21 protein-coding genes are annotated in these 25,728 nt (G+C 46.9%); 3 read left to right on the top strand and 18 right to left on the bottom strand.

Translation table 11 applies throughout. The features are described from left to right. Window positions 1-5: 5 nt before the first annotated feature. From ACYVGO_RS27995 to ACYVGO_RS27930, 14 genes are all read right to left on the bottom strand, one after another. Window positions 6-1,028: a glycosyltransferase gene (locus ACYVGO_RS27995; RefSeq protein ID WP_142772632.1), complete on the bottom strand. Its 1,023-nt coding sequence runs from the start codon at window positions 1,026-1,028 to the stop codon at window positions 6-8. Further along, the gene (locus tag ACYVGO_RS27990) at window positions 1,025-1,852 is read right to left on the bottom strand and encodes a DUF5672 family protein (RefSeq protein WP_460972083.1); all 828 of its coding nucleotides are present in this window, start codon (window positions 1,850-1,852) and stop codon (window positions 1,025-1,027) included. The genes ACYVGO_RS27995 and ACYVGO_RS27990 overlap by 4 nt, the downstream gene beginning before the upstream one ends. Further along, window positions 1,849-2,883, bottom strand: coding sequence for a glycosyltransferase family 9 protein (locus ACYVGO_RS27985; RefSeq protein WP_460972082.1), 1,035 nt, complete (start codon window positions 2,881-2,883; stop codon window positions 1,849-1,851). Before ACYVGO_RS27985 ends, ACYVGO_RS27990 begins: the two co-directional genes overlap by 4 nt. A 2-nt stretch (window positions 2,884-2,885) precedes the next feature. After that, on the bottom strand, window positions 2,886-3,932 hold the full coding sequence (locus tag ACYVGO_RS27980) for a glycosyltransferase family protein (protein WP_460972081.1): 1,047 nt from the start codon (window positions 3,930-3,932) through the stop codon (window positions 2,886-2,888). A gap of 46 nt (window positions 3,933-3,978) precedes the next feature. Further along, window positions 3,979-5,079: an acyltransferase family protein gene (locus tag ACYVGO_RS27975; RefSeq protein ID WP_246859554.1), complete on the bottom strand. Its 1,101-nt coding sequence runs from the start codon at window positions 5,077-5,079 to the stop codon at window positions 3,979-3,981. Between the two features lie 6 nt (window positions 5,080-5,085). Beyond that, window positions 5,086-6,288 (bottom strand): glycosyltransferase family 4 protein, encoded by a 1,203-nt coding sequence (locus tag ACYVGO_RS27970; protein WP_460972080.1) that lies wholly within the window; start codon window positions 6,286-6,288, stop codon window positions 5,086-5,088. A 105-nt stretch (window positions 6,289-6,393) separates the two neighbouring features. Then, window positions 6,394-7,047 (bottom strand): acetyltransferase, encoded by a 654-nt coding sequence (locus ACYVGO_RS27965; RefSeq protein ID WP_142772637.1) that lies wholly within the window; start codon window positions 7,045-7,047, stop codon window positions 6,394-6,396. Between the two features lie 104 nt (window positions 7,048-7,151). Next, window positions 7,152-7,865: a WbqC family protein gene (locus tag ACYVGO_RS27960; protein WP_460972079.1), complete on the bottom strand. Its 714-nt coding sequence runs from the start codon at window positions 7,863-7,865 to the stop codon at window positions 7,152-7,154. A gap of 87 nt (window positions 7,866-7,952) precedes the next feature. Further along, a complete protein-coding gene (locus tag ACYVGO_RS27955; RefSeq protein ID WP_460972078.1) occupies window positions 7,953-10,010 on the bottom strand; it encodes an ArnT family glycosyltransferase in 2,058 nt (685 codons plus the stop codon). 16 nt (window positions 10,011-10,026) lie between these two features. Beyond that, window positions 10,027-11,130, bottom strand: coding sequence for a DegT/DnrJ/EryC1/StrS family aminotransferase (locus ACYVGO_RS27950; RefSeq protein ID WP_460972077.1), 1,104 nt, complete (start codon window positions 11,128-11,130; stop codon window positions 10,027-10,029). 85 nt (window positions 11,131-11,215) lie between these two features. After that, the gene (locus ACYVGO_RS27945; protein WP_460972076.1) at window positions 11,216-12,469 is read right to left on the bottom strand and encodes an ABC transporter ATP-binding protein; all 1,254 of its coding nucleotides are present in this window, start codon (window positions 12,467-12,469) and stop codon (window positions 11,216-11,218) included. Between the two features lie 80 nt (window positions 12,470-12,549). Continuing rightward, window positions 12,550-13,389 carry an ABC transporter permease gene (locus ACYVGO_RS27940; RefSeq protein ID WP_142772642.1) on the bottom strand — a complete coding sequence of 280 codons (840 nt, stop codon included), beginning with the start codon at window positions 13,387-13,389 and terminating at the stop codon, window positions 12,550-12,552. Window positions 13,390-13,444: 55 nt separating this feature from the next. After that, window positions 13,445-14,563 (bottom strand): hypothetical protein, encoded by a 1,119-nt coding sequence (locus ACYVGO_RS27935; RefSeq protein WP_460972074.1) that lies wholly within the window; start codon window positions 14,561-14,563, stop codon window positions 13,445-13,447. A 17-nt stretch (window positions 14,564-14,580) separates the two neighbouring features. Then, window positions 14,581-17,154, bottom strand: coding sequence for a polysaccharide biosynthesis/export family protein (locus ACYVGO_RS27930; RefSeq protein WP_142772644.1), 2,574 nt, complete (start codon window positions 17,152-17,154; stop codon window positions 14,581-14,583). A gap of 248 nt (window positions 17,155-17,402) precedes the next feature. Between ACYVGO_RS27930 and ACYVGO_RS27925 the strand changes: the two genes are divergently transcribed. The 3 genes from ACYVGO_RS27925 (at window position 17,403) to ACYVGO_RS27915 (ending at window position 21,278) form a co-directional block, all read left to right on the top strand. After that, window positions 17,403-19,301 carry a DNA topoisomerase IV subunit B gene (locus ACYVGO_RS27925; protein ID WP_210422468.1) on the top strand — a complete coding sequence of 633 codons (1,899 nt, stop codon included), beginning with the start codon at window positions 17,403-17,405 and terminating at the stop codon, window positions 19,299-19,301. Window positions 19,302-19,411: 110 nt separating this feature from the next. Beyond that, the gene (gene pheA / locus ACYVGO_RS27920; RefSeq protein ID WP_142772645.1) at window positions 19,412-20,485 is read left to right on the top strand and encodes a prephenate dehydratase; all 1,074 of its coding nucleotides are present in this window, start codon (window positions 19,412-19,414) and stop codon (window positions 20,483-20,485) included. A 100-nt stretch (window positions 20,486-20,585) separates the two neighbouring features. After that, entirely contained in the window at window positions 20,586-21,278 is a 693-nt protein-coding gene (locus tag ACYVGO_RS27915) for a sulfite oxidase-like oxidoreductase (protein WP_460972073.1), read from the top strand. 64 nt (window positions 21,279-21,342) lie between these two features. On the opposite strand, the gene ACYVGO_RS27910 is transcribed toward ACYVGO_RS27915, so the two are convergent. The 4 genes from ACYVGO_RS27910 to ACYVGO_RS27895 all read right to left on the bottom strand — a co-directional run bounded on the left by ACYVGO_RS27910 (window position 21,343) and on the right by ACYVGO_RS27895 (window position 25,695). Continuing rightward, window positions 21,343-22,371 carry a glycerophosphodiester phosphodiesterase gene (locus ACYVGO_RS27910; RefSeq protein WP_460972072.1) on the bottom strand — a complete coding sequence of 343 codons (1,029 nt, stop codon included), beginning with the start codon at window positions 22,369-22,371 and terminating at the stop codon, window positions 21,343-21,345. 26 nt (window positions 22,372-22,397) lie between these two features. Then, window positions 22,398-22,967, bottom strand: coding sequence for a D-sedoheptulose-7-phosphate isomerase (locus ACYVGO_RS27905; RefSeq protein ID WP_142772648.1), 570 nt, complete (start codon window positions 22,965-22,967; stop codon window positions 22,398-22,400). Between the two features lie 79 nt (window positions 22,968-23,046). Continuing rightward, window positions 23,047-23,988: an ROK family protein gene (locus ACYVGO_RS27900; protein ID WP_460972071.1), complete on the bottom strand. Its 942-nt coding sequence runs from the start codon at window positions 23,986-23,988 to the stop codon at window positions 23,047-23,049. Window positions 23,989-24,084: 96 nt separating this feature from the next. Then, a complete protein-coding gene (locus ACYVGO_RS27895) occupies window positions 24,085-25,695 on the bottom strand; it encodes a hypothetical protein (protein WP_460972070.1) in 1,611 nt (536 codons plus the stop codon). Window positions 25,696-25,728: the final 33 nt, after the last annotated feature.

The following is a 25,728-nucleotide window of genomic DNA, read 5'->3' as shown; positions in this document are numbered from 1 at the left end:
CTACATTATTCAAATATATCGCCCAAAACGGCTAGTAAAGGGGCATACCAGTTGGCTGCGGCATCCGCATAGCGTCGGTAATTACCCCGTAATAAATTAGAAAGTACGGGAGAGATTCGTTTCAGTCGATTATGGGGCAAATTACTGCGCATGCTGAAATGATCCAACCGCCGGTAGAGTTGGGGTAGACCTGGCGAATTTGCCGGAACACGTTTACTTAACAATTCACTAATTGTGCTTAATTGAACCCGTTTTTTGAGGAGTGGAGCCAGTTTTCTGGCCCTATGCCTCGTCAAACGATCCCGAAGTCTTATTCGATCGCCCACTTCCTGTTGTCGAACACCTACCTGCTGTTGAACGTGAGTACGGTAGAGTTGGAGAGGCTTATCAATAAAATGGATGGCATTCTGCGTAGCAGCTACCATGGCAATCCAACCATCGTAAATATACCCTGGTATTTTATCTGGAATGGGCAACAAGGTGGGTAGAAAGGCTCTACGGATTACCGTGGCACAGCCCATCATCCGGTTTCCGTCGAGCAGAACGTCCATGGTTTCGCCAGCTTTCCAACGCTTCTGGGTTTCTTTATCAAAGCGAACAGCTTCCCAAAATCGGTTCTGGCGCCCCTCCAGATTTTCATCAGTTACCCAGGCATCACAAAACGCAATCTGAATTTCGGGATGTTGAACCATATACTGGACCATGGTGCTGATTTTTTCCGGTAACCAAAAATCATCCTGGTCGCAGATAAAGATCAGATCACCCGTACACGCTGCTAAGGCTCGTTCAAAGTTTTTATTATACCCTAAACGCGTTTGATTTTCCAGAATACGTACGAGAAAAGGGGCTGTAGCGGCTAACGTTTCCAGTAAGCTGCCCGTACCATCTGTTGATCGGTCGTCAGAAATAACCACTTCATCCGGTAACCGTTCTTGTCCTAGCAAACTGTTCCATTGCGTAGTGAGATAGGCCATGCCATTGTAGGTACAGAGGGCAATGGAGACTGTTGGTTGCACTGATGTAGTCATATTTGGTAACCGTATTGGGCAAAAATTGGACGCCAGTACTCTGTTCCATGAATGTTCCAGGCATGACAACCAAAAGGTAACTGACCTTGATTATAATGTTCAACGGCCCATTTTGGATAAAACTCAATCGCAAAATAGAGGGCTTTCCTATACGTAGGAATACGTAATCGCGGCCAGTAGCGATTTACTTCGATACCCCAAAAAACGTCTTCATGATATTGGTGCAGAGCAATACGTTCGTATTCAGCAATTTTTTCCCTGAAAGGTTCAAGGCAACGCAACATGGCTGAAACACGCCGAAGGGAAAAACCACCGCAACCGACGCCATTCAGATTGATGATCTCGCGGGGGGTGATGCCGTCCGGTTTTTTAAGGTTAACCCAGGTGGCTACCCTTTGTTTAATGCTAAACCAAAGTTTATCGCCAAAACCGGTAAAGTCACGGTCGCGCAACCAGGGGGCGCCAATGTAGTCGTAATTTTGCTGACACCAGTACGCCAGGTCATCCTGAAAGACAAAGGCATCTAATTGGTAAATCAGCATGTATTCCTGATCGGCAAATGCTTCGTAAAATTCACCCGACATCATGAGTCGGTTATAACCTTGAACGTCGGCAAAGTAGGCATCGTCAAATGTTCGTGCCTGCAACGTTGGACCTAGTTCGCGATAGGCTGAAATGTCAAGCGAATGAGGGGTTGCTAACCAGATTGGGTAATTTCCCAGTATGCGTAAGCATTGGGTCAGGGCTATACGTTCATAATCGGTAAGCTGTTGTTTATAAACGGGTAAAACAATGTTTACACTAACAGTAGTAGACGACTTCATACAAGTTTGGGTTGACCTAATCGCTCCTGAGCAGCCTCCTGTACCCAGCTGTACGGTAGCTCGGAACACGGATGACCGTAATCATTTAGGAGGGTGATGTCTTCACCCCGTTTGAAACGACCAGAATAAGGCAGGTAATCGACAAAGTCGAACAGTTTGCCTAGTAAAATAATCCCCTCTGTATTCATGGCATTTGCCATGTGAGCGGGGCCACTATCAATGCCGATAAACAGGCGGGCCTGCCGAATTACTTCAGCAGTTTCGAGTAAGCTCAGTTGACCGCATAAACTGCGGAAATTCGAATGCTCTTCGGTTACCGTTGGGGTTAACCCTACTTCAATAATTGGATACGGGTACGTAGCGAGTAACCACTTCACAAGTTTATTCCAGTTGGCAGCAGGCCAGTCGCGCATGACATGGCTCGACTGACAGTGAATGACAATTGGGCTGGCTTGTATGGCCAGGGCTTTTACTTTTTGTCGAACACTATCTGGAATATGCATCTTCGGGTCAGCAGTCAAGGCTGGTAACCCTGCTGCCTGCGAAAACATATACAACAGATCGCCCCGATGATAATAATTGTCAAATGTTAGGCCAATGTGATCGGCGGTTGGGTTAATCGGGTCTTCGAGACAGTATTTACACTTCCTGTGTGAGATGTGCATATTGTATACTTTATCGAAGATACCCGATCGAAGCAGGCGTACCCGTTCGCCGGGGCATTTTTCGATCAAAAACCCATCCAGATCCGGATGGTATTCGACTAGCTCGACATAAGGCTTCCGCACCATCCAGATAATATAGTCATCTGGATGAAGCTTCCGCACTTCGCGGGCAACTGGCTCGCAGGCGATAATGTCGCCCATTTGCTCAGAAAGGATAATGACCACCAACTGTCGGCTCCCAATTTTCTGTTTGAGCCAACGTAACTGTACATATTTGACGGCAAATGACCAAAACTTCCCCACGATGTGGGTGTATTTGTGAAAGCGATATGTCCAAAGCGCTTGCAAGCGCGACCAATCAGCCATACTTAACGAGATTCTAACAGGGCAATTACTCGGTTGAACGGTGTTTTTAGCAATTTACGAACGCGAAGATAACGAAGCACTACAGGAGGCTTAATATAAATGCACGGATACGTCCGATATTGATCATTATGATTGGCTATCAGTCGTTCACGATACAAATCGAAAAGTGGTTTTACGTCAGGCCGCTGTTTCTTTTGTGGGGTAGAGTCACCAAAAGAAAACCGCGTTTGGTATTTTGAGATTTCATTGGGCCGCTCGGGATGATAGCCGCTGTAATGAAAAAACTGTAACGGTTCTCCTTCGTTAACATCGGCTGATTGGCCAGCATGTTCATCTAAACTCGTCACCTGCCACTGACCAGCTTCGTTTTTTGAGAAGTAGCGTTCGTGCAGATTCCAGTAAGCCACGTTATATCCTAAATGATGATCGATCAGAACGTTATCGAAATAAACTGGGGCAAAATTTACCCAATGCTGATCCACAAACAGGCCTTCACACAAATCAATTCGGCATTCATACACCAGCCGATCTTTCCACCAGTTTACAAACTTACGTGCTGTGGCATCGTTCCGTAAGCCAATAAAGCCAAGGTTGAAAATTCCTGTGTTCAGGTGGTGTTGTTCGTTTGGGCGCTCCCAGTCTGGCGTGGGTGAACATGTATGGGGAGTCAGAACTAAGCTATAGGTTGTAAGGGCTTCGTTCAGTTCCTCCAATGGCTGAAAAACAATAATATCAGGGTCAAAATAAATGACCTCGGTCGCTTCAGGATAGGATTGGTAAAAGTAATCGATGAAAAATGGCTTAACGGCCGTATTCAATTCCGTAATATCGTAGCGGTCGCACATGGCCACGAAGTCCGGAATCCCAATCTTATCCACTTCAATCATTGGATAGGCGGGTATCAATTCAGCGGGCAAATTGGCGTCGCTCAACTTATCGACCAAGCCAATTATATACTGATAGCTGGGGTTGGTCTGCCGAAGCGAATCACCCAGGGTTCGGGCCTGGGCGAGGTAATTTATTGAACAGATGGTGAATGCTAGCGTCATAAATCAATCGGGGAGTTGGTTAGTAATTCAGTTATACAACACTGATTCACCGACTTATCGGCTGACTAACTAGCTTGTAGGGTACGTATCGTTTTAAGTTGTTCAATGGTTTTTCAAAAATATACCAGGACAATGAGGCCGAAGTTAGTAGTATAACCAGGCTAAGCAGCCGATGGGTCCAGTAGCCGAGCGTTAGTGAAACGCCAAAGCGATGGAACGCTGTCACCACCAGTTCAACACCAAAGCTAGGCACGAGCATATGAAAGACGTAAATGCCATAACTGATCCGTCCAAAATACTGAAGGGCTTTATTGTTAAGCACTTGACCTATCCAGCCGCCAACACCAATACTGGCCCGGGAAATAGCGAATAAAGCTAGTATTGAAATGGTGAAGCGCTGCAAAAGAACGACTACGAAATGGGTGGTTGGTAGGAAAAGTAGAGCGAAAAAGGTGCCTAATGCCAATAGACTTGCTATAGACATTTTTTTCAAAAAAGACGGGATCAAAGTAGACTGGTCAATTGTAACATAAGCCCAGAGCGCTCCCATACCAAATGAATCGAGGCAGGCGGGTGTAAGAACGCCGTCGAGATTTCCCTGGACATATGCAAAAGCTCGAAAGGCAACGCCGCTCCCAATCATGAGACCTAAAATCCAGTGGAAGGCATTTTTCGGGGTTACCAGCACGACCCATGGCCAGATAAGATAGAGTTGCTCCTCAACAGCCAGCGTCCAGAAAGGAGAGAGGATGTCAGCCCAGTTTCCTGTCCGTTGGAGGAGGATATTAGAGCCGTAAAAATAATAGTATAGAGGATGTTCGTCGATATCCGAGAATTTCGGTAATAGGATGAACACAAACGTGATGGTGAGGTAGTACAATGGATAGATTCGCAGGGCACGTCGAATTAAAAAATTACGGTATACATGACCTGGGGTTGTTTGGCCTGCGTGAATTGCGTTTCGGTTCTTCAGGAGAATCTGAGTGATCAGAAAGCCGCTAAGCACAAAAAAGATTAATACGCCAATGGTTCCGTTAGGTAAGCGATTAATGCCTTCACCTGTTGGAAACCAGTGGAAAACGATGACTAATAGAACGGCAACTGTTCGTAGTGCGTCTAATTGGGGCATATAGCCGGAAGGTCGCATTGGTATTCAGGCAGTCAATTGGGTAAACAAAGTTACGAGAGTTTCGACACTTTGCTGAGCTGGATGGCGTTCCAGAATCTTTTGACTGAGCCGACGGCCCATTCTTTTTCGGAGTTGGGGCTGGTAGAGTAACTCGAGAATCCGATTACTCATAGCGTCCAGATCCAGATAGGGTACCACAAATCCGCCATCTGTTTCAACCAGTTCTGGGGATCCACCAGCGCCTTCAAAACAAACAACAGGGATCTCACTTAAACCAGCTTCAAACACAACTAAGGGATAAGGGTCTTCCCGAGAGCAGAGGACGAACACGTCAAATCGGCTCATGTAACGCAGCACCTCAGGCGTGGGTGGAATCAAATGAACCTGATGAGCCAGACCAGCTTTTTGAATGTCCAGCAATAAATCGTCATGCAGCGTACCCGCTGGCATACCCACCCAAACAAAATGAATGGGTTGAGTTAAGGTTGGGTTTTCTGATTTGGTCCGGCCAATTACCTGACGGGCCAGCGTAATAAATAGGTCATTGCCTTTTCGCCACTCTGCATTTCCACAACCGCCTACAATCAATGCATTTGTAGGTAAACCCAGGGAGGCATATAGGCTTGGTTGCTCACGTGCCTGTAGGACCTTTTGCTCCAGCGTTGGCGTGTCAATAAGTGTATAAAGCGTGATACGGGCAGGGTCGAAACCATGCTGTTGCTCATAATACCGTGCTGTTGCTTTCGATACGGCCAGCAAATGGGTGGTACGATTCAAGAGATAAGCCAGCTCGTCAGGTTGCGAATAAATTCGGACCGACATAGCCAGTTCGTGTACGAACGTTACTACTGGAGTTTTATCTGGAATGGCTAATTGTGTAAACCAGTGACTACCGGCAACTGTGTTAACCAGTACTAAATCAACGGAATCGAGCCCAAGTTCAGCCCGGATTTCCTGCTTCCGAGCCTTTACCTGCCGATCATAAAACTGCTGCCACAAGCCTAGTTTTCCAAGCACTTTATCTGCCAATGCGCCCACTACATACTGATTGGGTGCGGATGCAATAGTGACTGGGCAAATAGCTTGATAATCAGCCAGAATTGGGCCCCCTTCGCCCAATAATAAGCGCATTTGTATGCCTTCAGCCTTTAGCAAACGCATTAGGTTCAGCAATACAAGTGGCGCTCCGGCACGGTTGGCATCGTGGCCAATTAACAAAATGGTCATTCGTAGTCATTCTTTGTCATGCCTAGTCATTCAACCGTTTGTGGTGACAAAGAACAACTGCCTGAGCAGCCACGCAATGACAATGGATGACTAAAGATGACAAATTTAATAGGCTTCGTAACTTGGTTTAGGTAGTTTTTTTGCCGGGTTACCCAAATACATACCCCACTCTTCGGTGTCTTTATAGATGGCGGATGCCATAGCTAATAACGTACCAGTAGCAACATGTAGGTAGTCGCGAATGGTGCTGTTGACACCAAAGAAGCAGTAAGGTTCAATGACACAATGCCCCGACATCACCACATGCGACGTAAAGAAAACGTGGTCTTTGATCTGACCATGATGGCCAATGTGGTTACCGCTCCAAAGAACAACATTGTTACCGATGGTGGTGAAAGGCTGAATGGTGTTGTCTTCCAGAATAAAGCAGTTTTCACCAATCTGGTTGCCAAAGAGAGTTGCTTTGGAGCTGATATACGAGATGAATTCATACCCTTTGGCTTTAGCTTCGAGGTAAATCCGCTCGCGGTTCCGGTTCATGTTCCGGCCCGTCATTGGTGCGAAAAATTTGTATTCCTGCGGTGAAAACAGTGTTTCTACCTCTTCAAACGCTACCAGTGGCAAGCCCTGAAACTCGGTGCCATTCATGTACTCGCGACTGACTGTGAAGGCCACCACCTCATGCTCGGAATCGTGTTTGAGATAGAAATGAGCCAGCTCGGCCGTATCCATTACCCCGAAAATAATAACCTTTGCCATATGTGAATGAGCGAATGAGTGAATGAGCGAATGAGTGAATATCAACTAATACAAGAAATATTCACTCATTCGCTCATTCACTCATTCGCAATTAAGATTTGTCACTACACTAACTCATACGCATCCAGCATCGTCCTCACAGTGGCGATGTCGTTGAACATTAATATATCAATAATTGACAACCAGGGAACGAACTCGTTGCGACCGTCGCCCCGGTTAAACTGGGTATAGTCGACCTTCGTTGATTTTATAAAATTCAGTTCGATGCCTGCCTGAGCAAAGGTTGGTTTGTCGTACAGCTCAATGCCACCAATTGGATTAATATACCGTTGCGCGTTTTCCTGTCGACAGATGTCCAAAATCCGCTCCTGTGCTTTCAACTCTCCATTGGCATAAATCGTTGACGATTGGACAAGTCGGGTTGTAATACCCATATACTGACTTAGCTCAACAAGGCTAAAATAGATCAGGTCGGCAATTGAATCAGTCGTAAAATTGATGATTTTTTCGGTTAGCGGCATAACCGTTTGATAACAGGGGGCTTTGCGGTATCCCTGCTCAATTGTTTTTAACAGTTTACTACGCCACTTAGGATCATCGGCCAGATGAACCTCATTAATTCGCTTATTCTGGCTCGCATCTTTAAGGGGTACGGTGAAAAGATGCTCCTGACCATTAATAAGCAGCCGATTCCGATTCACCCAGCCTCGATTAATGAACGCCACATCGTCGTATAGCACAAACGTGTCAACGGCATTCATAAGCTGCATGTAGCCAATGTAGGGCAGAAAATAGGGCTGCATGATGGCAAGGGTCATTGTGTTTACGATTTACGATTTACAATTTACGATGTGCGGACTACAGAAAATCGTACCGCCCGGGCAACCCCGATCGTAAAGCATAAATCAATGTAGTTTTCTTAAATAATAATCTTCTCCTGGCACAATTACGGCTGCCCGCATGGTAGTGTCGGTGCCTAAACGCAAATCGCCAGGTTGTGGACTGATTACACTTTTGTCGAAAAAGAGATAACCAGCATTCAATGGTATAGGCCTTAGGGGTTGCTCAAATGGGTGAATCGCAATGAGCCGCCGGGAAAGCTTTGGTCCATATAGTGGGTACTCGTAGTCGTCGTTGATGGTAGCCAGAGCAACCGTTGCCGTATCAGGTACTAATTCGTCGAACCGTTTGTAGGGAATATAGATGTCCGGGCGTCCAAGCGTCATTTGCTGAATCCGATCTGAATGAAACGCTGAAGGAAATACTTTTCCATCAGGCGCAGTCCAGCCAAACGGTAAGGCTCTGGTATTTAAGAATATACATAATACAGCTGATAGACAGCCTAGGATCGTCACGAACCCAACGTACCCTTTCCAGATTAGTCGGCCAGGGTGATCCACCGTTGTGCGCGGGTGCAGAAACACGAGCGCCAGAAATGTGATTCCGAACAGACCTGTTTCGATGAAATAACGGCCTTTAAATGGATCGTAGGGAGCTGAGTAGGAGAGGGCTGCAAAGTGAAGCAATAACGCGAATCCAAGATAGGTGTGCGGTGTTGACCGCACATAACCAATCAATACGAGTATAAGCAGAGGGAATATGAGGCCAAATCCAAAGATACCCCAATACGGATTGGCATTGTAGAAGACAAACTTCCGGTCGAAGGCGAAGGGTTGGATCGAAAAGTCTGTCTCTTCATCCAGACGCATATGTAGTTTATCTTCCAGCACCACAATGGGCTGGCGCATGGCATGATTAATTTTAGCCCCAATTGCCAGGTTCCGGATGCCATCTAAATTGACATGATCGTAACCATAACGAATCAGGTTCCGACTCCCCTGCTCCAGCAGATTTGACAGTGGTCCTGCTCGCTCAACCGACTGATGCTTAAGCGCCGTTGGCGGCCCAATGGGATGGCCAAACACTTCGATATTCTTCAGATAACCCGTTGGAAGTGTCCATAAGCAGACACCTACAAAGATCGCTGCTGCCAGTCGCCAGGTGCGCTCAAAGGTTATAGCCCAGGATGGCGATAGGAAAACGGTGTAAATCATGATAACAAACACCGAAGGGAGAAGTAACGCAAACGTAATCTTATGCCCGAAGGCTATACCAAAGGCTATCCCCGCCAGATAGAGATAACGGCTATCTGGCTGAGTCCCCGTGTTTCGGTAGCTAAACAGCATATACAACAGTACACTCAGGTAAGCCGTCAGCACAATATCCGTTTCGGTTGTGATCGACTGCATCAGGAAGTCGGGCAGGAGCGCATAGGCTAATGCACAAAAAAAACTAGCCGATAATCTGCTCTGTCCAATGCACTGCACAATGCCAAATACGGCAACGATGGCTGTCCAGTAACTCAGGTGATGAATGAACTTGAAACCATTTTCGAAATGGCCGGTCATCAGAAACGAATAGATCTGGAGCGTACAAACACTTTTCGGATAGGTATCGATGTTCCAGTTGGTGCCGCCAAAATGGCGCATGGTTCCTCGTTGAACGTACTGCATGACCCGGTTTAAGTGGCCCGTCATGCTATCCCATTCATTCGGAACGGTGAACAGCACCAGAAGTACATTCGTGACACCAACAATTACCAGTGTACCAAATAGGATTGAGAAAATAAACCGGGCATAGCCTGATAAGCCGCTGAACCAGTCTCTACCCGTTTGCCAACGCTCCCGGATAAGGGGAATAACCGAAAACCGTTCCTGCTTTCCCAGCCGACTAAGTATCCCACCGATGACCGTAGCTGTAATGAAAACAGAACCTGCCCATACGGGCGCATTCGCTGTCAGATAAAGTGCCGATAGCACAAAGCCCGTCAGAATAACACTTCCTGCTCCCAGTAGAAACGTTGTTAACCACCACTCGGTTAGTGATCGACGGCAGATACGCGTCGATAGCTGACCGGTATAAACGACAAACAGAATGAGTGAAAGAAGATAAAATAGGGTCATAATAAACAATATACCGCTATGCGTTTTCGCTAACAGCCACAACAGCTTCATTAACTAGCGAGGCAATCCGGTCAATATCTGCTTCGGCCAGATCGGGATACATAGGTAAGCACAGTACCCGAAGTGCTATGTCTTCTGAGATTGGGCAAGGCTGCGCTGTTCCGGAAATAAGAGCAAAAGGCAGCGTGTTCAATGAAGGATAGAAATAGCGCCGAGGTACAATATTTTGTGCAACTAGTGTCTCCATAACGCGCAGTAAGGTCTCCTCCGAATCGAATACCACCGGATAATAGGCGTAGTTATAGACCATACCGGGTGTTAGGGTGGGGCGGGTAATCCGGGAGAAATCAAGTCGACTGTCGTAAAAACCAAATCGCTGTTTCCGTGATGCAATCAGATCAGGAACTTTAGGTAATACACACAAACCCATCGCTGCATGCAACTCCGAGTTTTTGGCATTGATCCCCAGCCCGTAATAGGTGTCATTTTTATGGCCGAACGAGCGATAATGGTGCAGTTTCTCGGCAATGGCATCGTCGTTGGTGACAATACAGCCACCCTCAACGGTATGAAATACTTTAGTGGCGTGAAAACTGCAGGTACTGATGTCGCCGTAGCTTAGGATCGAACTTCCTTTATAGGTAGCTCCGAAGGTATGGGCTGCATCGTAGATAACCTTTAAATTATGTTTCTGAGCAATCGCTTCAATCTGTTCGATCTGACAGGCATTTCCGTATACGTGTGTAGCCATAATAGCCTCCGTATTTTCGGTAATCAGCGATTCGATTTTGTTGGGGTCAATGTTAAAATCGTCCGGGCGAATGTCGGCGAAAATGGGGGTACAGCCTTCCCAAAGCAGCGCATTGGTCGTAGCTACATAGGAAAACGGGGTGGTAATTACCTCTTTTTTAATATCCAGCACCTTGAGTGCCATCTGGAGAACAATGGTACCATTCGTACAGAATTTAAGGTGTTTAACGCCCAGATATTCTTTAAGTTGCCCTTCTAAGTCGCGCAATAAGGGCCCATCATTTGTCAGGTGAACGCGCTCCCAGACACCTTTCAGCAGGGTAACATACTCCTCAAGGTCTGGTAAATATGATTTGGTTACGTTAATCATTAGATTAGTTATCGGAGAATAGCTATCAGTCGATAGGAATGAGTCGTCAGTTACCAACTATAGACTGGTAGCTGATACCGGTTTGCTATTCACTGACAACGGGTTCCAGCATTTTTATATGAAAAGGAAACTGCGGACGAACATAGCCCGGCCATTTTCCGTACCAGGCGATTCCTTCGCGGTAATCTTCTACGTCAAAGGTAATGCCTTCTTCCATAACATAGAGCGGTGTAACGGTATCCTTAACGATCATTATTGAAATGGTATAGGAACCATCGTTGAGGAAATAGCCTGGAATGGTACATTCTGCAGCAATCAATCCTTTTCCATAAGGCTGAGATTGCGTGCCGATGTTAAAGATACATTCACCCGTAAGTGAATTGAGGTGCAGGCTTAAATTCAGGTTCGCATGATCCATCTGATTCCAGAATTCGAACTGGAACGTCATGGAGGTTCGAACATCGATGTGGGTTAGTTGATCCAGATAGTCGGGGATCAACTCCATCCGACGAACACGCACCAGATCATTGCCCGGAGCTTCTTCGGGCGTATCCCACTGGCGGAGCAAGCGGGTTTTGGAAACTTTACTCAGATACGAAGCGATAACCTGATTGGTTTCTCCCTGCTCGATCAAACGACCTTTTTCAAAATAAAATGTCTTATTGCAGAGTGCCTGAACGGCAGTCAGGTTATGACTAACAAAGATGACGGTTCGGCCACTTGCAGAGTTATCCCGCATTTTGCCAAGGCTTTTTTTCTGGAACTCCGCATCACCTACCGCCAGTACTTCATCAACGATCATAATCTCAGGATCCAGGTGGGCGGATATCGCAAAGCCCAGCCGAACGTACATTCCTGATGAATACCGTTTGACGGGCGTATCCAGGAATTTTTCAACACCAGCGAACGCCACAATCTCGTCGAACTGCCGCTTGATCTCGCTACGGCTCATGCCCAGCAATGAACCGTTCAGAAAGATATTTTCCCGACCTGTCAGTTCTGGGTGGAAACCTGTACCTACTTCGAGTAAACTGGCTACCCGACCCCGAATACGTACGGTGCCTGTAGTAGGTTGAATAATCTTGCTCAGAATTTTGAGCATCGTTGATTTACCGGCACCATTATGTCCAACGAGACCTACCCGGTCGCCCTGTTCAATCGAAAAATTCACATCACGTAACGCCCAGAACTCCTCGTGCGTAATGGCATTCTTTGTTTTTTTGCCAAACATCGACCGGAAATTCTCCGTCAGAACATCGCGCAACGTGTTGGTACCCTTGCCCTTCTGATGGTCAATGATGTATTGCTTACTTATATTTTCGACAGTGATAACAGACATAATGATTTACGATGTGTGAGTTACGAGTTACGAATTAACCAGTACTAAAATCGTACATCGTAACTCGAAATTCGTAATTCTTATATATCATCTACAAAGGTATTCTCTCGTTTCCGAAAAAAGTACAGCGACAGGGCTAAACACACGGCCACTATGCTAACGGATAAGAGTAAACTCTGAGGATTAAAGTACGCTTTTTCGCCGAGTAATGACCAGCGGAAACCGTCAATGATGCCTACCATTGGATTGAACCAATAAAACGGGGCCCACCACTCGTTCGCTTTATCGGCCACAAGCCGACTGCTATAGGCAATTGGGCAAACGTAAAAACCAACCTGAACAATAAATGGAATAAGTTGGCCTATATCCCTGAATTTAACATTGACAGCCGCAAAGAATAATCCGAAAGCAAAGGAGGCTAGTAAAGCCAACAGAATAAAGGCAGGCAATAAAATTAAGTGCCAGTCGGGAATAAACCGATACCAGATGGATAGCAGGATGAACAGACCCAAAGAAACCAGAAAGTCGACAAAGCTAACGGCTATTGAGCTGATGGGCATAATGAGCCTTGGGAAATAGACCTTCGTGACCAGGTTGGAGTTCAGGGTTACGCTATTGCTGATTTGAGTAAAAGCGGTTGAGAAAAAAGTCCAGACCGTAATTCCTCCCAATACCATAAGGGGGTAAGGAACACCCGGATCGGCGGGTAGCTTGGCAATCTTACTGAAAACAAACACCATAATCAGCATGGTTGTCAGAGGCCGAATAAGTCCCCAGGCTGTGCCGAGAGCTGTTTGCTTATAACGAACGGACACATCGCGCATGGACAGGATGTACATCAATTCCCGGTTGCGCCATAGGTCTCGCCAGTAATGCCGCTCCGAGCGACCAGGCTGAATAATTACTTCGTGGGTTTTCAAAATCAGTTAAAAGGTTGGTAACAGAATCGGTTGGCTGGTCAGTTCATTAACAACGTCACTCTTCCCTCATAATGGTGCGATACGTCTCTCGTATGAAAATGACAATGATCGCTACTACAAACGAAAGTACGGTGCCAATCTGTAGGCCTTGCGTTCCTAGTACTTCCCGGTATAGGGGCAGCGTAACCGGCTCAATAATTGTAAAGAGGGGGGTCTCCCGAATCAATGATAAACGCATGTTATCGGCTTGTTGCAGGGCCTGATAATACAAGGAAGTGAGAAAAGTTGAGTTCCGTGTCAGTTTGTTTTCCTTGATACGAGCCGCTGCCACAACTACCTGCTGGTTCTGATCCATATACTGCGCCAACTGACTCTCAGTGCCATTTAGGATTCTGGAAATAGAATCGGCCCGTGAATTAAGCAGGTCATACATTTCGCGGGTTTTTTTGGTTTGCTTGCGCTGATAATCTTCTTCAATCGTTTTGAGATGCCTGCTCAGGAAGGTGGCTGTGAGTAACTCATCTTCCATAAAGCAACTCAGCTCCATAAACGACGATTTGCGCTCCGGTTGTTTGATGGCAATCTCCCCTTTAATACGCGAGTAAATATCGGCCATCGCCAACTGCTCCAGTTTGGTATACTCGTTTGGCTTTTTGGCCTGCTTGAAGTAAAACGCACGCAGCGAGTCGTTTTCTTCCCATTCTTTATCGCGAATACCACTGTGACGGATGTAATAATTGACGAGCAGGGTGTCTTTTCCACGAATGGTATCATGCTGCATCAGTGTTTTTTCAACAACGGGTCGTGATTGCGCATAAATTAAAAAGTTATCCCCAACGAAGATATTCGCATCGGGAGCCCCCGAACTTAGGCCGAAAGCACCGGCAAGTTGACCAAGTTCGCCAAAGCCGTTACCCGATGAACCCCCGCCCAGATTGAACATAATCGAACCAGTATAAGTGGTCCGCTTCTTATGCATGAAGTCATAGATAAACCCAATAGCAGCACCCAGAGCTACTAAGATGACTAATAGCTTCCAGTTACGCCGAAATACATTCTTAACCTGAAATAGGCGTAATACAACAGCTTTTGGCGAAATCTGGTCGGGAGGTAATGACCGTGCCGGTGCCAAAGGACTGGGGTTGTTTGAGTCCGTTAAATTAGGTGATGCCATAGACTGAAAAGGCCTGCTTAGGGAATACGAGTAATCAATAAGACCGTGGTAATAAGGGTTAACAAGGAACCCGCAATACCAACGGTTGATGTTAACACTTGTTGGGCAGTAAGCGGGTTAGTGGTCCTTCTGGGAACAATGATTTCAGCCCCGGGCTCAACGCGCGGATATACATTAAAGAACATAAACTTGCGCGTTCTGTCAACAGAGCCATTGGCATACACGATAAACGATCGCCGACGTTGCGATTTAGTAGTGAAGCCGCCCGTTTCGGAAATGTAATCCTGGAAGGTCTGCCCACTTCGGAATTTAACCGTTTTAGGTAATTGGACTTCGCCCTGAATACGAACCGTTTCAAGTAGTTTGGGTATCCGCAAGGTATCGCCTTCCTGAACCAGAATATCTTCTGTTGAGCCCGGCTTAGCCAGAATCTTTTTCAGGTTAATGTCAATTGACTCAACGGAGTTCGGCGAAACAGTCTCAGTAACAACCGCAGATTTCGTTGCATTATCGGCAACTTCTTCAATAGAACGTTGCTTGCGTCGTAATTCTTCTGCACTTAGCCTCACTGGCCGAACCAGCGTGGCCCCTTCGACATAAGCCTGAGGAGTAAGACCACCTGCCTGATTGACCAGATCGGAAATTTTCTGGTCTTTACTAATAATCGCATACGAACCCGGCAGAATAACTTCACCGGCTACCGTTGCATACGTTTGAACCGAGTAATTAGGTGACCGGCGGACAATAATCTGATCGAAGGGCTCCAGCGTGAACGTTTTGTTCGCATCTGAATTGATAGATAAATCACGGTTGACGTTGAAACGGAAAATCTCGGCAATCTGAGCCGAAGGTGAACGGGGATCAACATCCTTTTTGCGACGGATAACTTCCACCAGCGATGCCGCAGCCGACTCCTTGAGGCCACCCGTCCGTACGAGAGCATCATTCAGGGTCATATTGGCCATATACGGCATATCCGTGTCTATGCTATTTACTTCGCCCGTCACCGAGATAGTTGCCGCCTGAGCTAGTTGGAAGCGCGACGGAATAATGACTTGATCTTCGCGTTGTAACGGGATGTCGGGTTCAGTACCTGCCATAATATTGGCCAAATTGATGGAAAGGTTTTCCATGGCAAGGTCTTCGCGGGTACGGCTGATGGTAATACGACCCGTAAATGCATCGCCTTTCAGGCCTTCGGCAGAGGCAATCAATTGTTTGAGCGTCTTGTTGTTATCCAGAGAATACTCGCCGGGCCGATAAACGGCTCCTTCGATGGTTAATTTGTTTTCAAAACGATTCAGCAACCGTTCTATGGTAACTACATCGCCATCCCGCATCACAAACGTCTTGAATTCAGGAACGGTCACGTCCATGACTTTTAACTCCCTGTCTGTAATCCGCGTTAACTGAATTCGGTTTTTATAGGCGTTAGATGTGAAGTCCCCGGCATAGAACAGGAGTCGCTCCATGGTTTCGCCCTGTAGCATTTCAAAAATATTCGATCGCTTAACTGCTCCGTTAATTTCAACTCGTTCAATGTATGTAGTGAACCGAATATTGTCATTATCCTGTAACCGTAAATCGTTCCGTTGAATTCCGTTTAACAAGTAATCATACAGGTCAAGGGTTGCAACCACTTTGTTGTTACGAATGAGCTGTACTCTACGAAACGATCCAATATCGTTAGGACCACCTGCCTGATAAATGGCGTTCATGACTGTCGATAGTCCAGACATTGTATAAGTACCGGGTCGCACTGCATCGCCCGTTACCGTTACCCGGATACTGCGAATATTACCAAGCGAGACTTCCAGAAAGGTATTCTGCGCACCATATGACGAGTTACGAAGACCAACAAATTTGGTCGACATTCGGCTTATTAAACGCTCTTTCGCTTTGTCGACACTCAAGCCTGATACAAAAATGGGCCCAATACCTGACTGTCCTGCTATATAAACGTACCCTTCCGGCGATACTTTCTGAGAAAAATCGCCTACCGAATAGCCATACATCTGAATATTCAGTTCATCGCCCGGCCCCACAATATAATTACGGGGTGTCGCCATGCTCATATTGGGTTGGAAGGTGGTAGCCATGGCCGGGTCATTGAAAAGCGAATAGCCAAACAATTTCTCCCGTCTTTCTGTCAACTCTCGGTTTCGCGCCCGCCTAACGCTTTCGGCAGCGATTTCCTTATCGGTTAGCCCTTGTTGTGTCGAATCTACTTTCTGCGAAAAGTCATTTCCGGTTGGCGATTGATTCGTACCAGGGGTGGCGGTACGGCCATTGGTAGCCCCCTGACCATTTCGTTGGTTAATCTGTTGCTGAACGCCAGCAGGCAGATTATTTATATTAACTCCTTGTGGTAGAGCTTGTCCTTTGGCAGGTGACGACGGTGAGCTACTGGGCAAACCTGAAGCCGGAGCCGGTCCAACTCCAGATGATGGAGCAATTTGCGCCTGCGTTGTTACCCTAACCAGGATGATCAGAAGAACGGTTAAACCAAAACGAAAGTAACGTTGTAAACGGGTTGCCACAAAATGAAAAAAAATTAGCGGCAAGACGTGCATATTTCCTGATTTTTGCATATTTTTAAGATGTCGAACAACTCGCGAACGATGAAGACGGAGCCTGTATCTAACGAACAGATAGGTTACGTAGTACATAGGACAGTTCAGTCGGCAAAGTAAGCGAACTTTTGTTGGATTATAAATAGTTTCCTCTTCAACGGTAACTTTTATACCCTTGATAGACTGGGTATGATTTTTCCGATGTTCACTTTTGAGTAGATACACTACACAACTGCTTACTTTAGTTTATTAGTTTACAACTCTCTATGGCAGAATTGCTGAATCAGTCAGTTCAATACAACGAAGACAGTATCCGCTCGCTGGATTGGCGCGAGCACATTCGCCTGAGACCAGGCATGTACATCGGCAAACTTGGCGATGGATCGGCTGCCGATGATGGCATCTATGTGCTTATTAAAGAAACCATTGACAACTGCATCGACGAACACGTAATGGGCTTTGGCAAGACCATTGACGTTCGTGTCACGGACCATCGGGTAGAGGTGCGCGACTATGGCCGGGGTATTCCACTGGGAAAGGTTGTTGAAGTCGTATCGAAAATAAACACGGGTGGTAAATACGACTCGGGGGCGTTTCAGAAGTCGGTGGGCCTTAATGGCGTGGGTACAAAAGCTGTAAACGCATTGTCCACCTATTTTCGCGTGCAATCGTTCCGCGAAGGCCGCACCGTCTGGGCCGAATTTGAGCGGGGCGAACTCAAGCAAAAGGGTGAAGATACCACCACTGAACGAAATGGTACACTGATCTGCTTCGAGCCCGACGATACCGTATTTAAGAATTTTCATTTCATTCCGCAGTTTCTGGAGAATATGATCTGGAACTACTGCTATCTGAATGCTGGCCTGACCATTGCCTTTAACAAGCAAAAATATATTTCGCAGAACGGGCTGCTGGATCTGCTTCGTGACAAGACCAAGAAAGATGAAGATTCTCTTCGATACCCTATCATTCACCTGAAAGGGAACGATCTCGAAATTGCCATGACCCACGGCAATCAGTACGGAGAAGAATATTACTCATTTGTGAATGGTCAATACACAACGCAGGGCGGCACACATCTGAACGCACTTAAAGAGGCTGTCGTTGAAACAGTTCGTCGTCACTTCGACAAAAATTATGAGGTATCGGATATTCGGTCCTCAATCATCGCAGCTGTTAGTATCCGGGTTCAGGAGCCTGTTTTTGAGTCACAGACAAAAACAAAGCTTGGCTCACAAAACATGTCGCCCGAGCAAAATGCCCAATCGGTAAGCTCGTTCGTAAAGGATTTTGTTAAAGAACGCCTGGATAATTACCTGCACATTAACCCCGCCGTACGTGATGCCCTTAAAAAGCGAATCGAACAGTCGGAGCGAGAGCGTAAAGAACTAGCCGGTATCAAAAAATTGGCCAATGATCGTGCCAAAAAAGCAAGCCTTCACAATAAAAAATTACGCGATTGCCGTAACCACCTGCCCGACCTGAAAGCCGACGATCGGTACCAATCTACGTTGTTTATTACGGAAGGGGATTCGGCCAGTGGCTCTATTACCAAATCGCGCAATGTGCAGTCGCAGGCCGTGTTCAGTTTGCGAGGTAAACCGTTGAATTGCTTCGGACTGACCAAAAAAGTGGTGTATGAAAACGAGGAATTTAACTTGCTTCAACATGCCCTGGATATCGAAGAAGGACTGGACGGGCTTCGTTACAATCGAATTGTGATTGCTACCGATGCTGATGTCGATGGCATGCACATCCGTTTGTTGATGCTGACGTTTTTTCTTCAGTTTTTCCCCGATCTGGTGCGTAACGGCCACCTCTATATTCTTGAAACGCCCCTATTCCGGGTTCGGAATCCGAAAAACCATAAAGAAACAACCTACTGTTATTCGGAAGACGAAAAGCAGAAGGCTACGGATAAATTAATAAAAAGTGGAAAAAAGGTAGAAATCACCCGATTCAAAGGATTAGGAGAAATTTCGCCGGATGAATTTGGCCTGTTCATTGGTGAAAATATGCGTCTTGAACCCGTAATTATGGAGAAGGAAACCTCTGTTCCCAAATTACTTAGCTATTATATGGGCAAGAATACGCCCGACCGCCAACGGTTTATCATTGACAATCTACGTATCGAAAAAGATGTAGACGAAGTCGCGTTGGTGTAGAAAATTTAGTGAGTCAGTAAGTCGGTAAGTCGGTAAGTGGTAAGTTTGTGAGTCGGCATGATGTAGTGTACTGCCCGACTGACTGACTTATTGACTTACCGGCTTTTTTAATGACTCTTGACTCTCTCCGTAATAACATTGACGCCCTCGACGATCAATTACTGACATTGCTGAATCAGCGCATGGAACTGGTGCGCCAGGTGGGTGAACTAAAGCGTTCAACCAATGCCGTTATCTATCGTCCTGAGCGCGAAAAGCAAATCATTGATCGGCTTCATGAGCAGAATAATGGTTTGTTGAACCGTCCGGCAATTGAGGCCATCTTCCTGGAAATCTTTGCCGTGTCCCGCAATCTGGAACTGCCCGAACGCGTGGCCTATCTGGGACCCGAAGGCAGTTTTACGCATCAGGCCGCCGAAAGCCGTTTTGGAGCTTTGAGCACCTATATGGCGTTGCCAACGATTCGATCCGTATTCGAGAGCGTCGAAACGGGGCGGGTTCGATTTGGCGTAGTACCTATTGAAAATAATCAGGAGGGAGTTGTTAGTGAAGCTATCGACCTGTTGCTCGAAAAGAATCTGAGCATTGCGGCTGAGGCTGAAATTCCGGTGCATTTTACCTTTGCAACCAAGGCTGAAAATCTAGCCGATATCACACACGTTTATTCTAAAGACATTGCTTTCCGGCAGTGCAGTCGGTTCTTACACGATTCATTCGATGGGTTTAAAGCTGAGTTCGTTCCGGTCGAATCGACTTCAAAAGCGGCTAAGATGGCGTCCCAAAACCCGAATGCGGCAGCATTGTGTTCCAGTATTGCGGCCAAATTGTTCGATGTGCCGGTTTTGTTCGATAATATTGAAGACAGCGATCTAAACCGAACTCGTTTCCTGATTTTGGCGAAAGACTTTGTGAATCAACCCAGCGGCCACGACAAAACCACGCTTATTGCCCGTTTGCCCAATACCGAATCGCCGGGGGTGCTGGCCGAGTTTCTTCAGGAGTTTAACGCCCGACGGATCAACCTGACAAAAATTGAAAGCCGACCTCTGCGCGATGGAGCCACGTTCCGCTACTGGTTTTTGCTCGAATGTGAGGGCCATGCCAGCGATCCTGATTTGCAGGAAATTCTGAATCACCACTCCGCCGAGGTAAAACTGCTGGGAAGTTATGTGCGTGTTGCCTAGGCGTTTAATTCAGATAATACTGTACGGGCAGTTGGTTACTACTGATAAAAATGTTGGATAAACGTAATAACTTTTTTTGACGGATTTGGCTTATAAAGGTATGGATGCGAACGAAAAAACCGATCGAATTATTGAAGCCCGAATGAAGCTTAAACGCCGGTTTGAGGACAAAATGGCTCAGACGCCTTCTCTTACTGACGAAAAGCCGCGGGGGTCTGGTCCCACAAATCGCCATGGTATGCCAACTGTACCGGTCGGGCAGACAGTGACGACTAAATGGCCCGTTCTGGACTTAGGGTACCAGCCGAATATTCCACTCGACAAATGGCAGCTAAATATTGATGGAGCTGTAAACCACCCTGTCCGACTCAAGTGGGAGGATTTGATGGCGTTACCGCAGGTAAAGGATACCAGTGATTTTCATTGTGTTACTACCTGGTCTCGGCTGAATATTCCCTGGGTAGGCGTTCGATTTATGGACCTGGCTGCTTTGGTTGATCCAAAAGGTTCAGCAACGCACATTATGTGTTATGGCTATGATGGCTATTCAACGAATGTGTCGCTTGAAGAGGCTCTCAAGCCTGATGTGTTATTGGTCCATACCGCCGATGGTCAGCCGTTACCGCTAGAACACGGTGGGCCACTTCGTATGATAACGCCCCAACTGTACGCCTGGAAGGGGTCCAAGTGGATTAAACGAATTGAATTTCTTGATAAAAATCAGCTAGGCTTCTGGGAGGAGCGGGGCTATTCAAATACAGCTTATCCCTGGCGGAATGACCGATATTCCTGATTTGGTTATAGGTTATTGAGTTACTGGTTATTCTAAAAGCTATGTATAACCAGTAACTCAATAACTACCTACTTACTAACTTCAGGAGCAACTCTGGTTCATTGGTCGTGATATAGTCCACATGTTGATCCAGAAACCACTGAAGGGTTGGCTGATCATTCACCGTCCAGGCATTCGTTGTCAGATGCCGTTGTTTAGCATCCTGTAGCCAGGCTTCGTTCTTTTTCAGAACAGAAAAATGGTAATCAAAACCGTTTAACCGATCTGCTTCTAATTGAGCCGGTGATCTATCTCCATTGAGGTAGGACACCTTCGCCACCGGATCCAAGGCTTTAACTTTCTTGCAGACGTCGTAATCAAAGGCAATATACTCCACCCAGGCCTGCGCTTTTAAGTGATGCACCATGGCTACGACCCGTTCCGTTAACGCCATCGACCGGCCTAGCTTAGAGGTTTTGATCTCCAGAATCAGGCGGGTTCGGTTCTGTTTCATGCCTTCCCGCAAGTAAGCATCCAGTGTGGGTAAGGCCTCCCCGTTACTAAGTTTGAGTTTAGCCAATTCACTGGCTGGTGTTTTTTCAATCTCTATCCCCTCAATGGTTGGGTCATGATGAATAAATAAAACGGAATCGGACGACATGTGAACATCGAACTCGCTCCCCATACAACCCAGTTTGACTGCATTGTTTAAAGAGGTAAGTGAGTTTTCGGTGGTTCCGCTTTGCTTCCAGGCACCCCGGTGGGCAATAACCTGATTTCGAATGAACTGATCGTTTACCAGCCGAAATGTATCCCGTTGCGTACCCTTTTCGCCCCGACCTTCAATAATAAGATCATACCATTGCGTTGAGGATTTTGTGGCTGCTGATTTTATGGCCAGTTGATTATCCTTGTTTACACTAAAAAGAGCCGCATTTGGGCCTCGCAATGTAAATCGGGCCACTGGTTCTTTTGACTGAATCGTACCAATAACCAGTTGCGTTGGCGAGTACGTATAATTCGTAAGAGACAACGCTGATTGAGCCATACTAACGGCAGCTCCAGAGAAGGCTGCGAATATCAAATTGATAACGAAAAGGAGCGTCTTATTCATAAAACGTTGTTCTGGGAACAGATGATTTATCCGTTTCTGCCTTCTTCAATAAATCCATAACACAGCATATGGCAGATGGTCATCTGGGCATCTTCAACTCGGCCATAATGCTCATCCTGAATAACAATTGACTCATGGGCGAGATCAGCCAATTGGCCTCGTTTGGCACCAACAAGGGCAATAGTAGTCAACCCATTGTCGTTGGCCCACTGTACCGCTTTAACTACATTGGGGGAATTTCCGCTCACGCTGAGTGTCAATACCAGATCGCCGGGGCGGGCATAGTTCTGGAGCTGACGGAGGAAAATATCTTCGTAAGCGTAATCATTCCCAAGCGCTGTAATCCAGGAAACACTCTCATTGAGCGACGTGCACCTGAACCGCTTGCCCATGATGTCGGACGCACTTTTGCCAAGGTCGGTAATAAAGTGCGATACATTAGACGCGCTGCCTCCGTTCCCAAAAGCGAATAACTGCCGGTCATCTTCCCAACATTTTTTGATAAGATTGATTAACTGTTCTACCTGATCAATGGGGATGGCTTCGTAGGCCGCTTTTTGCTGGTCTAGGTAATTTTTAAAATAAGTTTGGTTCATGGACTTAGGTAATAGGTAATTTGGGGTACAAGGATAGTACGCTATAAGTTGGCCTAAAGGCTATTGCAAATTGTATAAATTAAATAGGAGTGGTCACTAGTTCTAACGCCCCAACTGGTACGGCATCTTCGCCGAGTTTGGCTAGCAGGACAATTGGTGGTGGCTGAAATGATTTCATGACAAAGCGGGGTAAAGCCTGCCGGATTGCTGCACGTAAAGGCTCTCCAATAAGTGAAATCCCACCGCCTAATACGATGGCATCGGGGTGGAATAGATGGACCACATGGGAGAGTCCCAGGGCAGCTACCGAGCCAATTTGCTCAATCAGCATGCGGGCAACGGGATCACTCGCTTCGTAGGCAGGGTGCAAAAAACGAGCTTCTTTGCCAACAGACCCATTAGCATGGGCTTGCTGGACGGCTAGTTTCAGCGCCGAATCATCGGGCAGTTGCGGGAGTAAGTCGCGAATCTGCTGATCAACAGCCCAGCCGGATATTGTTTGTTCAACTGTTTGCCCAGGTGTTAAATCGCCGGGTGGTACAAGCCAAAGATGACCAATTTCAGCTTCGCCAGGTAAGGCCCCGTGGTAGAGTTGGTTATCTACGATCATGCCACCACCAACGCCACTACCCAGAGTAACGTAAAACACCCGTTTAAAGCCAGTTGCAACACCTCGCCGAGCTTCTCCAAGAGCCGCAACGTTAGCATCATTCTCAATTCGTACGGTAGCTCCTGGTATTTGCTCCTGAAGCCAATTGGCCAACTCAAAGCCTGCCCATCCCGCAATTTGGTGTGACGTAGCAATCTGCCCGGTCTGCCAATTAACCGGTCCACCAAAGCCAACGCCAATTGATTGAGGGGGCTCCGGGAGTTGCCGAATCGTCGTTGCAATTTGAGAAAGAATACCGTCTGCGCCCTGAGATGGGTCAATCATAAAACGAAATCGCTGCGTAATCTGGCCGGTTATATCACCCGTAACCAATTGCAATTTCGTTCCGCCAATTTCAATACCAAGATTCATGCGGCAAAGATAGTTTGTTGTTTCAGGTTTCAATCGGGCCGCTGGTGCATTTATGAACTACCTGAAATCTTAAACAACAAACGTCTAGCCTAATGATCACCCCTTTTTCATCGTAGCCCGGCCCAGGTAGATTTCGTCGCCTTTGAGCGAAATAGTCGTGTAAAAACTGTAGCCATTTTGCACATAACGCATCATGACCTGGTTCGTTTGGCCTGATCGGGCGTAGGCTTTTGTAGCGGCTACCAGAATCTGATCGCCATTGACAATAGCCCTCACGAAAGGTACGTTGTGGGTTTTAATCTGATTCGCGTTGTATTTGTACCAGGTTTGGCCACCATCATAGGAACACTCCGTCGCTTCGTTTAGGTAGGTCTCTTTGCCATTGAACAGGTCGCCGTGGTGCTTAAATAAACGCCATAGGCCGTGAACATAATGCTCATAGCAAGCGTAGTTCCGGTCGTTGCCAAGGCCTTTCTGGTTCGGATCAGCAGGAGAGGGTAGGTCGGGAGTTAGGTCAATCTGATCGTCCCAGAATAACACCCCGTAGGCCCCCGTAAACCAGTAAAAAATGCCCATACCCTCAGCCACGGCGGGGGGGGCAGCATGCTCTGCTTTGGCACTGTTCGGATGATCGCTCTGGGTATTGAACAGCCATTGCCAGGCAATACGTTTCTTTGGCGATAGTTTCATGTTGACTTCCTGTTCACCTAGCAACGCGGCTAACCAGTGCCGGTCGCCATCGCCCGTATGATTGGCAGAATAGTCGAAATCAGGATATACATAGTACGTACCAGGCATCTGAAAATCGGCATAATCACCAAAGGATTTACCCAGAATGTCATCGGGCATACCCCGTTGGCGACTGGTGGCTGTATGTTTGGCAGGGGTAGTCCAGAGCCACTCGGGCGCGGCTTTATAGTCTTCGTCCCGAGAATAGCCTACGCTGTTATGTAGTACGGGCGCAATGGAGCCAACCAATGTTTGCGCACTGGAATTCTCCTTGATCGTTTTGATCATGTACGTATACAAATTTGCCTGTTCCTGACGGTTGGCTACACTGGCTCCATCATTTTCAATGTCCAGATAAATCAGGCCAAACGTACTTTTCCAGTCTGTTTCCGGGCAGTCGCCAAAGCTCAGGCACCCCCCTCTTAACTCCGACGAGGCCTGGAACAGGGTATTACGGTTAACTCGGGCTGACGCATCGGCACGGTTCGGAATAGCCCGATATAAAGTCTCACTGGCTTTCTCACTATTCTGCGCCCAGGCAAGCCCAAAAGCGTCCCGAAAGTGATTCTGGTAAACTATCCAGGCTCGTTGGCTTTGTTTGAGGGAGCTTTTCCAGCCTTTACCCGGTAAACCATCCTTCCAGATTTCAACGTTCGGAACCATCCGGCTCTGATCCACGGACGAAAAGCCGCGTCGGAAAATTTTCGTCCGATCCTGTTGCACATGCAGGTTACGCCCAGCTCCGCAGAATGTCAGGATTTTGGTAGCAGGCAATGTAAAATCATCCACAACGTCAAGGCTGTAAAAGCCTTTTCTGGTACTGGGCGTGAACCGGGCACGTGGTGTAGCTGCCAGCGACGTTTGTGGGGGAACAGTTCCCTGTAGTTTTACGGCAACCGGTTCAGGCAAAGCCGAACGCGAAAACCAGTAGCTAGCACCCGCCAAACCAGCCGTTATGCCTAAAATGAGTAACTTCATAGTGGATTTCAAGGAAGTATTGATTTACGAGAA

It is taken from the genome of Spirosoma migulaei (genome assembly GCF_054776855.1).
The sequence above is the reverse complement of the archived record's forward strand: the minus strand, read 5'-3'. Positions and strand labels throughout refer to the sequence as shown.

Bases quoted from the DNA above. Each gene is read 5' to 3' on its own strand.
- ACYVGO_RS27955 (WP_460972078.1), bottom strand. From the start codon at position 10,010: ATGACCCTATTTTATCTTCTTTCACTCATTCTGTTTGTCGTTTATACC.
- ACYVGO_RS27910 (WP_460972072.1), bottom strand. From the start codon at position 22,371: ATGAATAAGACGCTCCTTTTCGTTATCAATTTGATATTCGCAGCCTTC.
- ACYVGO_RS27960 (WP_460972079.1), bottom strand. From the start codon at position 7,865: ATGACCCTTGCCATCATGCAGCCCTATTTTCTGCCCTACATTGGCTAC.
- ACYVGO_RS27995 (WP_142772632.1), bottom strand. From the start codon at position 1,028: ATGACTACATCAGTGCAACCAACAGTCTCCATTGCCCTCTGTACCTAC.
- pheA (WP_142772645.1), top strand. From the start codon at position 19,412: ATGACTCTTGACTCTCTCCGTAATAACATTGACGCCCTCGACGATCAA.
- ACYVGO_RS27895 (WP_460972070.1), bottom strand. From the start codon at position 25,695: ATGAAGTTACTCATTTTAGGCATAACGGCTGGTTTGGCGGGTGCTAGC.
- ACYVGO_RS27945 (WP_460972076.1), bottom strand. From the start codon at position 12,469: ATGTCTGTTATCACTGTCGAAAATATAAGTAAGCAATACATCATTGAC.
- ACYVGO_RS27900 (WP_460972071.1), bottom strand. From the start codon at position 23,988: ATGAATCTTGGTATTGAAATTGGCGGAACGAAATTGCAATTGGTTACG.
- ACYVGO_RS27965 (WP_142772637.1), bottom strand. From the start codon at position 7,047: ATGGCAAAGGTTATTATTTTCGGGGTAATGGATACGGCCGAGCTGGCT.
- ACYVGO_RS27930 (WP_142772644.1), bottom strand. From the start codon at position 17,154: ATGCAAAAATCAGGAAATATGCACGTCTTGCCGCTAATTTTTTTTCAT.
- ACYVGO_RS27950 (WP_460972077.1), bottom strand. From the start codon at position 11,130: ATGATTAACGTAACCAAATCATATTTACCAGACCTTGAGGAGTATGTT.
- ACYVGO_RS27980 (WP_460972081.1), bottom strand. From the start codon at position 3,932: ATGACGCTAGCATTCACCATCTGTTCAATAAATTACCTCGCCCAGGCC.
- ACYVGO_RS27925 (WP_210422468.1), top strand. From the start codon at position 17,403: ATGGCAGAATTGCTGAATCAGTCAGTTCAATACAACGAAGACAGTATC.
- ACYVGO_RS27935 (WP_460972074.1), bottom strand. From the start codon at position 14,563: ATGGCATCACCTAATTTAACGGACTCAAACAACCCCAGTCCTTTGGCA.
- ACYVGO_RS27975 (WP_246859554.1), bottom strand. From the start codon at position 5,079: ATGCGACCTTCCGGCTATATGCCCCAATTAGACGCACTACGAACAGTT.
- ACYVGO_RS27915 (WP_460972073.1), top strand. From the start codon at position 20,586: ATGGATGCGAACGAAAAAACCGATCGAATTATTGAAGCCCGAATGAAG.
- ACYVGO_RS27970 (WP_460972080.1), bottom strand. From the start codon at position 6,288: ATGACCATTTTGTTAATTGGCCACGATGCCAACCGTGCCGGAGCGCCA.
- ACYVGO_RS27985 (WP_460972082.1), bottom strand. From the start codon at position 2,883: ATGGCTGATTGGTCGCGCTTGCAAGCGCTTTGGACATATCGCTTTCAC.
- ACYVGO_RS27990 (WP_460972083.1), bottom strand. From the start codon at position 1,852: ATGAAGTCGTCTACTACTGTTAGTGTAAACATTGTTTTACCCGTTTAT.
- ACYVGO_RS27905 (WP_142772648.1), bottom strand. From the start codon at position 22,967: ATGAACCAAACTTATTTTAAAAATTACCTAGACCAGCAAAAAGCGGCC.